Below are 8,245 nucleotides of genomic sequence, written 5' to 3' on the forward strand. Positions count from 1 at the left end.
CTCGCACAGGCACCACCGCCGCGAGCAGCACGGGCTCGGGAGCTCATGACCGCACGCGCAGCTCCCAGAAGGCGACTGCGGCCGCCGCAGCCACATTGAGGGAGTCCACGTCTGCGGCCATGGGGATGCGCACAACCGCGTCGGCGGCCGCGATCGTGCGGGGGCTCAGCCCATCGCCCTCGGCGCCCAGAACTAGGGCTACCCTCCCCTCCGGGTCGGTACAGGCAGGCGCGGCCGCGAAGGCGTCCAGGCTGACCGATTCCCGCGTCAGCGCCAGGGCTGCCACCGTCCAGCCGCCCGCGTGCAGCTCGTCAAGGGCGGGCCACCGGTCGATGCGCGTCCACGGCACCTGGAAGACGGTGCCCATGGAGACGCGCACGCTGCGCCGGTACAGCGGGTCCGCGCAGCGCGGCGTGACCAGTACGGCATCGACCCCCAGGGCTGCGGCGCTGCGGAAGACAGCACCAACATTGGTGTGGTCGACCAGATCCTCCAGGACGGCGATGCGTCGTGCCCCGGCTCCGCCGCGCGCACCGGCCAGCAACTCGCTGACGTCGGCGAGGACTGGACGGTTCATCGCAGCCAGGGCACCGCGGTGCAGGTGGAATCCCGTCAGCGACTCCAGCAGTCCCTCCGGGGCAACAAACACCGGGACCTCACCGCCGTCGTCCCGTCCGCCGCAACCGGTGGCTGCGGCAATGACCGGGCGCATCTGCTCGAGGTGACGCGGGGCCATGAGAAAGGACCGCGGGGCGTGCCCTGCAGCCACCGCCCGGGCGATGACCTTTGTGGACTCGGCCATGTACAGGCCGCGTTCGGTCTCCAGGCGGCGCCGCAGAGCCACGTCGGTCAGGCGCAGGTAGTCGGCCAGGCGCTCATCGGTGTCATCCAGTTGCTCGAGCGGAACTATCACAGCCGGGTCTTGCCCCTACCACCCCGTCGCACCGCGGCCAGGATCGGGTCGGTGGTCACGGCCGTGTCCTCAGCGGCCTCCGGACCGGAGAACTGGCTCTGATAAAGCTCGTAGTAGGCGCCGCGGGCGGCCATCAGCTGCTCATGGCTGCCCTGCTCGACGATGTCTCCGTGCTCCATCACCAGGATGATGTCCGCGTCACGGATGGTGGACAGACGGTGGGCGATCACGAAACTAGTACGTCCCTGCCGCAGCTCCACCATCGCCTTCTGGACCAGCAGCTCGGTGCGGGTGTCCACCGAGGACGTAGCCTCATCCAGGACCAGGATCTGCCTGTCCGCCAGGAAGGCGCGCGCAATCGTGATCAGCTGCTTCTCCCCGGCAGAAACACCCGCACCGGCGTCGTCGATCACGGTGTTATAGCCGTCTGGCAGGGAGCGCACAATGTGGTCGACGCTTGCGGCGCGGGCCGCCGCCCGCACCTGCTCCTCATCGGCGTGAGCGGAGCCGAAGGCGATATTCTCACCGATGGTGCCCTCGAACAGCCAGGTGTCCTGCAGCACCATGCCGATCTGCTCACGCAGCTCGTTGCGTGCGAGCTCGCGCGTGTCGATGCCGTCCAGGGTGATAGAGCCGCCCTGTGGGTCGTAGAAGCGGAGCAGCAGGTTCACCAGGGTAGTCTTGCCAGCCCCGGTTGGGCCCACGATGGCAACTGTCTGACCCGGCTCCACCGTAAGGTTCAGGTCCGTGATCAGCTCCGTGTCCGGGCTGTAGGAGAACCTCACGTGGTCGAATACGACTCGTCCGGCTACACGCTCGGGCAGGGCGCGGCGGGCGGAGTCCGTCTCCTCGGGGGCGTCCATGATCTCGAACAGGCGTTCCGCGCTGGCAGCACCGGACTGCAGCAGGTTGGCCATTGAAGCCAGCTGCGTGATCGGCTGGGTGAACTGCTGGGAGTACTGGATGAACGCCTGCACGTCTCCCAGAGTCATCTGTCCGCTAGTGATCTTCACGCCACCGATTACGGCGATTATCACGAAGTTCAGATTGGAGACCACACGCATTGCAGGCTGGATGGTGCCGGAGATCCACTGCGCCTTGTACGAGCCCTCGTACAGCCGGTTGTTCTCCTGCTCGAACAGCTCGTTGAAGGTCTCCTGGGAGTTAAACAGCGTGACCGCCTCGTGTCCGGTGAAGGCCTCCTCGACCACACCGGACACGTCACCCGTGGCATCCCACTGCGCCGTGAAGTGCGGCTGAGCCCGGGAGGCGATCAGGAGCGTAATGACCAGCGCCACGGGCAGCGTGGCCAGGGACACCAGCGACAGCTGCACTGAAACGGTCAGCATCATCGTGAACACTCCGACCACGGTGATGATCGAGTTCAGTGCCTGGGAGATGGTCTGCTGCAGAGTCTGGGTGATGTTGTCGACGTCGTTGGTCACGCGCGAGAGCATGTCGCCGCGCGAGCCGTGGTCAATGTAGGAGAGCGGTACGCGATCCAGCTTGTCCGCCACCTCGGCGCGCATACGCTGCCCGGTGCGCTGGACTACACCCGCGAGGATGCGGGCCTGAGCCCACAGGAACAGGGCGGACAGGAGGTACAGGGTCAGGGTCTGCACCAGAATCGTCATCAGGGCGCGGCTGTCCAGGCCCTGTCCAACCACGACGTCGTAGGCGGAGAGCATATCCGCGTACGTGTCCTGCCCTGCGGCGCGCAGCACTTGCTCAAGCTGGTCGCCCGACAGCCCGTGCGGTAGCCCGAAGGACTCCAGCAGCTTGCCCAGCACGCCCGCGAAGATAACGTTGGTTGCGCGGGCCATGACCTTGGGCGCAGCGACGTTCAGGACGACGGCGGCTGTGGTCAGCACCATGACGGTGGTGATGCGCACTCGCTCCGGGCGCAGCTCACGCAGCAGGCGCTTCCAGGTGCCGCGGAAGTCCTTCGCCTTCTGGTTGGGGGCCCGCCTGGGCCCGGGTCCGTGGCTCATGCGGCCTCCTCGGCACTGATCTGGGAAAGGACGATCTCCGTGTACGTGGGGCAGGTGTCCATGAGTTCGCTATGGGTGCCGACACCGACCACGTGCCCCTCGTCCAGGACCACGATCTGATCGGCGTTGCGCACGGATGCGACGCGCTGGGCGACGACGACGATCGTCGCCCCGCCGGTCGCCTGCGGCAGGCCTGCCCGCAGGCGCGCGTCGGTGGCGTAGTCAAGCGCGGAGAAGGAGTCGTCGAAGACGTACACTCCGGCGCGACGCACGAGCGCACGGGCGATGGCCAGGCGCTGGCGCTGCCCGCCGGAGAAGTTCACGCCGCCCTGGTCAACCTCGTGCTCAAGTCCGTCGTCCAGAGCCTGTACGAAGCCTGCCGCCTGGGCGGCCTCCAGCGCCTCCCACAGCTCGGCGTCGGTTGCGTCATGCCGTCCGTGCAGCAGGGTGGAGCGGATGGTGCCGGAGAACAGGTAGGCCTTCTGGGGGACGGTGGCGACGTTCTCCCGCAGCTCGTGCGGGTCCAGGTCACGTACGTCGACGCCGTCTACGGTTACCGCGCCCTCGGTTACGTCCAGCAGTCGCGGCAGCAGGTTGGCCAGTGTGGTCTTGCCCGAGCCGGTTGAGCCGATGAACGCCGTCGTCGTCCCGGGGGCCATGTCGATACTGATCTCCGCAAGGACGCGGGAGTCGGCTCCCGGGTAGCGGAAGGTCACGTTGTCCAGCGTGACTCGGCGGCCGCGCATTCCTGCGTCGGCGCCGGTGGGCTCGGGCAGGTGGCGCGGGTTCGCGGGAGCCTTGATTGCCGGGTCTACCGCCATGACCTCCTGGAAGCGGTTAGCGGCCACCTCGGCCCGCGGCAGGACAGTGACCAGCATGACGGCGATCATCACTGAGAAGAGGATCTGCATGATGTAGTTCAGGAAGGCAGTCAGGTCGCCTACCTCCATCTGCCCGTCGTTGATGCGCATACCGCCGAACCACATCACACCGAGGGAGGCGAGGTTCATGATGACCGTGACGGACGGGAACAGCATGGCGAACAGGCGCCCGATGCGCAGCGAGGTATCGGTCAGCGCGTCATTGGCCTCGTTGAACACCTGGCCGCGCTCCTTCTGCCGGACGAACGCCCGGATGACGCGCACACCCTGAATCTGCTCGCGCATCACCAGGTTCACGCGGTCGATGCGGGACTGCATCACCCGGAAGTGAGGCAGCAGGCGGCTCATGAGCGTGCCGACCACCACCAGCAGGAGCGGGATCAGTACCAGCAGCAGGCCGGACAGGGGCACGTCCACGCGCAGGGCCATGATGGTGCCGCCCACCAGCATGATCGGCGCCATCAGCATCATGGTGCTGGCCATGAATACCACCATCTGCACCTGCTGGATGTCATTGGTGGAGCGGGTGATCAAGGAAGGCGCCCCGAAGCGGGAGACCTCCTCCAGATTGAAGCGCTGGACGTGGTTGAAGATGTCCGCGCGCATGGTCCGACCCAGGCCCATCGCGGCCCGTGCGGACAGATAGGTGCCAACGATGGCAACGATTCCCTGGACAACCGTGATCGCGAGCATCTGCCCGCCCAGGGACCAGATCTTGTCGGTATCGCCCGTGACCACGCCGTCATTGATGATGTCGGCATTCAGGGTGGGTAGCGATAAAACCGCGACCGTCTCGATGATCTTGAGGATGAAGACGATCGCCAACGAGGACGCATACGGTCTCAGGTAATGACGAAGTGTCTTGAATAGCACCTCGAGAGGCTACAACCAGCCGCCTCCCGGCACCCTCTCATTTCACTATCGGCATGCGCTTGGGACGAGTCTCACGCGTCGCGGCCCGAGGGCGGGATGGACGGGGGCACGCTGGGCCGCGCCCCGGAGTCCCCGGTGTCGGCGTGGCGGCCGCCTGAGGTCGGCAGTGCCGTGGTCTCAGGGGCACTCGGCACAGGCGTGCCCGGCTGCTGGGGAGTCCCGGCCCCGGCGCGACCTGCCGCCGGCGTGTCTGCGGCCTCTGCCTCCTGGGAGGCTGATGCGGCCTCCCCGCGGGCCTGGGCGAGCGCCTCTTCGGGGGCCTGCAAGCTGGTCTGCGCCAGGTCCCCGGCGATGTCGAGACTGGACTCCATGCCGGAGACATCCACCTTGACATCCCCGCCCGCGCCGGCGCCGAAGGCACCGGAGTCCGGGCCGCCGGGGGACTTGCCGCCCAGCGCGCCGGCGATGCCGTCCAGTGCGGCCGTGAACTCGGTGGGCACGATCCACATCTTCGAGGAGGATCCGTTGGCGATCTTCGGCAGGGTCTGCAGGTACTGGTAGGCCAGCAGCTTGGGATCGGCGTTGCCGCGGTGGATGGCGTCAAAGACCTGCAGGATGGCGCGGGACTCACCCTGCGCCTTGAGGATCGCGGACTGGGCCTGACCCTCGGCCCGCAGAATCGCGGACTGCTTGTCACCCTCAGCAGTCAGGATCTGGGACTGCTTGACGCCCTCCGCGGTCAGGATGGCGGCGCGGCGGTCGCGCTCGGCGCGCATCTGCTGCTCCATGGCTCCCTGGATCGAGGCGGGCGGGTCAATGGACTTCAGCTCCACATTGGACACGCGGATGCCCCAGCGGCCGGTGGCCTGGTCCAGCACCCCGCGCAGCTGGCCGTTGATCTGGTCGCGGCTGGTCAGCGTCTGCTCCAGGTCCATGGCGCCGATGACGTTGCGCAGGGTGGTCACGGTCAGCTGCTCGATCGCCTGCAGGTAGTTGGCGATCTCGTAGGTTGCGCGCTTGGGGTCGGTGACCTGGTAGTAGATGACCGAGTCGATTGACACCACCAGGTTGTCGGAGGTGATCACCGGCTGGGGCGGGAAGGAGACCACCTGCTCGCGCAGGTCCACCGTGGTGCGCACCCGGTCTACGAAAGGCACCAGCAGGTGCATGCCCGCGCCGTACTCGGCCTGGAACTTGCCCAGGCGCTCGACGATGATCGCGTAGGACTGGGGGACGATCTGCACCGCCCGGAACAGGGCGACAATTACGAGCAGCAGTATCAGTATGAGGATGACGAGAATCGTGGTCTCTAGCACTGCAGGGCCTTTCGATCGGTTGTATTCGGAAGCATACGGGAATGTGACGCTTATCGTTACCTCGCCGGTTCGCTATCGGCCCGGCGCCAACGGCACTACGACCGCGACGGCGCCGTCGATGGCGACCACGCGCACACCCGCACCGGGTTCCACGTGCGCGTCGGCAAGGGACCCGTAGGACTGCGGCGCAGGAGCCAGGCGGGCACTCCACTCCTCGCCGTCCAGGTTGATGCGGCCGTCGCGCGAGTCAACGACCGTGAGCGCAGTGGCCTCGCGGCCGATGCGGGCCTCGGCGTTGGTGCGCATCTCGGGGGTGGTTGCGGCCAGGTGCCGCTTGGCCCAGGGACGGACCGCTACCAGCAGCAGCGTGGCCACCAGGGCGAACACGACCGCCTGCGCCCAGGGCGGGCCGCCCAGGGCGGCAGTCGCTGCGCCTCCTAGCGCGCCACCGGCCAGCATGAGAAACGTCAGGTCCGCTGTTGCCATCTCGATGACGCCGAGCAGGAGTGCGGCTCCGACCCACCACAGCCAAATCATTGTTCGCTCCTCCAGTTCATGTGCCTGTCATCGGCGTCGTCATTGTGAGCACAACCATTATGCGCACCGTCTTCATCCGCGGCGCCCCGACCTTCCCGACCGGCCGGGCAGGGGCCGTCAGGCTCCCCGGGCCGCGTAGCGGCCCCGATCCCGGGCTATCTCCAGGGGTAGGCCGAAGGTGGCGGTGACGACGTCGTTGGTCATGACATCCTCCAAGGGCCCCTGGGCTATGGCGGTGCCGTGGCGCAGCGCCATAGCGTGCGTGAAGCCCACGGGGATCTCCTCCAGGTGGTGGGTCACCAGCAGCATGGAGGGGGCGCCCGCACTGGACAGGATCTCACTGAGCGCCGCCAGCAGTTGCTCCCGGCCGGCTAGGTCGAGCCCGGCCGCCGGCTCATCCAGAACCAGCAGCTCCGGATCGGGCATCAGCGCCCGTGCGAGCTCAATGCGCTTGCGCTCCCCCGATGACAGACTCGCCCACGCCCGGTCCGCAAGGTGTGCGGCGCCCAGTGCGGACAGCAGGGCGCGGGCACGCTCGACATCAAAGTCGTCATATTCCTCACGCCACACACCGATTTTGCCGTAGGAGGCCGACAGCACCACGGACAGCCCGGTCTCGGCAGGCCCGACCCGGGCCGCCAGGGCGGTGGAGGCCAGGCCGATACGGGGCCGCAGGTCACCGACGTCCACGCGTCCCAGCCGCTCACCAAGAATCTCGACCTCCCCGGAAGAGGGGAACAACCGGGCCGAGGCGATGCGCGAGATCGTAGTCTTGCCGGCGCCGTTGGGGCCGAGCAGCACCCAGTGCTGCCCCTCCTCCACGGCCCAGCTCACGTGGGAGAGAATCTGGGTGGTTCCGCGGTGGAGCGAGACGTCATCGAAGCGGAGCACGCTGGTCATGTGCCCACCCTATCCCGCGGGACGGTTCGCCCATCCGCAATTTGCCGCTAGGGTGCGGCGTCGTGGATCCTCTCGCGCTGCCACTGTCCGTCCTGCTGGCCCTGTGGGCGCCGCTGCCCTCCTCGCAGGGGCGCGCCGTAGTGCAAGGCCCCGACGCCGTGCATGAGGCGGCCGATGACGTCTCCCCCTGGGGACTGGGCCGCGCACCCCTGGAACGGTGGGTGGCCGACTTCGGGCCGCTCGCGCGTGCGAGCGCGGTGCTGCCGTCCCCCGCAGATCCTTTGCCCGGGCTGGCCGCCGCAGTCGACGCCGGCGAGGGTGTAGTGATGGAGTCCGCCTCCGGTCGCAGTGTGCTACTGGTGCCTTGGGCGTCCGGAGCGTCGGTCACCTGGCAGGTGGAGGAGATGCCTGCCCCATTACCTCCCCTGGACGCCTCCCAGGCGCGCCGGGACGTGCACTCCGCCACTGAGGCGGCGATCGACGCGCTGATCGAGCTGGACCTGGCCCGCGAGCGCCCCGAGCTGGCCGATACGCTCAACGACCTGATAACCGCCGTCGTCGATCCGCGCCTACTGCCACCAGGGCTGGACCCGCGCCGTCGTACCCTGCTGGAGCGGTCCTTGCGCCTGCGCGCAATCTGCACCCTGGCCCTGGAGGACGACGGCGCCGCGGCAACGGCCCAGCAGGCCGAGCGGCGCGGCGCCATTCTGCGTCCTCTGCTCGCCGCCGCGCGCCGGGGCGTTGGTGCGGCAACCGAATGGTGGGCGCACTGAGGGGCTCCGGAGGCTGCCGACTCCCCCGGCATTGACGCTGCCGCCCGGGTGGGCGGCAGCG

At 67.9% G+C, this 8,245-nt stretch carries 7 protein-coding genes; 1 reads left to right on the top strand and 6 read right to left on the bottom strand.

The window, feature by feature from the left end; translation table 11 throughout:
* Positions 1–43: 43 nt before the first annotated feature.
* From GZ998_RS01465 to GZ998_RS01490, 6 genes are all read right to left on the bottom strand, one after another.
* Entirely contained in the window at positions 44–913 is an 870-nt protein-coding gene (locus GZ998_RS01465) for an RNA methyltransferase (RefSeq protein WP_219108528.1), read from the bottom strand.
* Positions 910–2,904, bottom strand: coding sequence for an ABC transporter ATP-binding protein (locus GZ998_RS01470; RefSeq protein ID WP_161924243.1), 1,995 nt, complete (start codon positions 2,902–2,904; stop codon positions 910–912). The genes GZ998_RS01465 and GZ998_RS01470 overlap by 4 nt, the downstream gene beginning before the upstream one ends.
* Complete coding sequence (locus GZ998_RS01475) at positions 2,901–4,658, bottom strand: ABC transporter ATP-binding protein (protein ID WP_162678928.1); 1,758 nt, start codon at positions 4,656–4,658, stop codon at positions 2,901–2,903. The genes GZ998_RS01470 and GZ998_RS01475 overlap by 4 nt, the downstream gene beginning before the upstream one ends.
* Before the next feature lie 71 nt (positions 4,659–4,729).
* Positions 4,730–5,974, bottom strand: a complete 1,245-nt coding sequence (locus GZ998_RS01480; RefSeq protein WP_162678929.1) for an SPFH domain-containing protein — start codon at positions 5,972–5,974, stop codon at positions 4,730–4,732.
* A gap of 72 nt (positions 5,975–6,046) precedes the next feature.
* Positions 6,047–6,511: an NfeD family protein gene (locus GZ998_RS01485; protein ID WP_161924245.1), complete on the bottom strand. Its 465-nt coding sequence runs from the start codon at positions 6,509–6,511 to the stop codon at positions 6,047–6,049.
* A gap of 117 nt (positions 6,512–6,628) precedes the next feature.
* The gene (locus GZ998_RS01490; protein WP_162678930.1) at positions 6,629–7,411 is read right to left on the bottom strand and encodes an ABC transporter ATP-binding protein; all 783 of its coding nucleotides are present in this window, start codon (positions 7,409–7,411) and stop codon (positions 6,629–6,631) included.
* A 62-nt stretch (positions 7,412–7,473) separates the two neighbouring features.
* Between GZ998_RS01490 and GZ998_RS01495 the strand changes: the two genes are divergently transcribed.
* Positions 7,474–8,184: a hypothetical protein gene (locus tag GZ998_RS01495; RefSeq protein WP_219108529.1), complete on the top strand. Its 711-nt coding sequence runs from the start codon at positions 7,474–7,476 to the stop codon at positions 8,182–8,184.
* Positions 8,185–8,245 lie beyond the last annotated feature (61 nt).

The organism is Actinomyces sp. 594, assembly GCF_019325145.1.
In the GTDB taxonomy this organism is placed as follows: Bacteria; Actinomycetota; Actinomycetes; order Actinomycetales; family Actinomycetaceae; genus Actinomyces.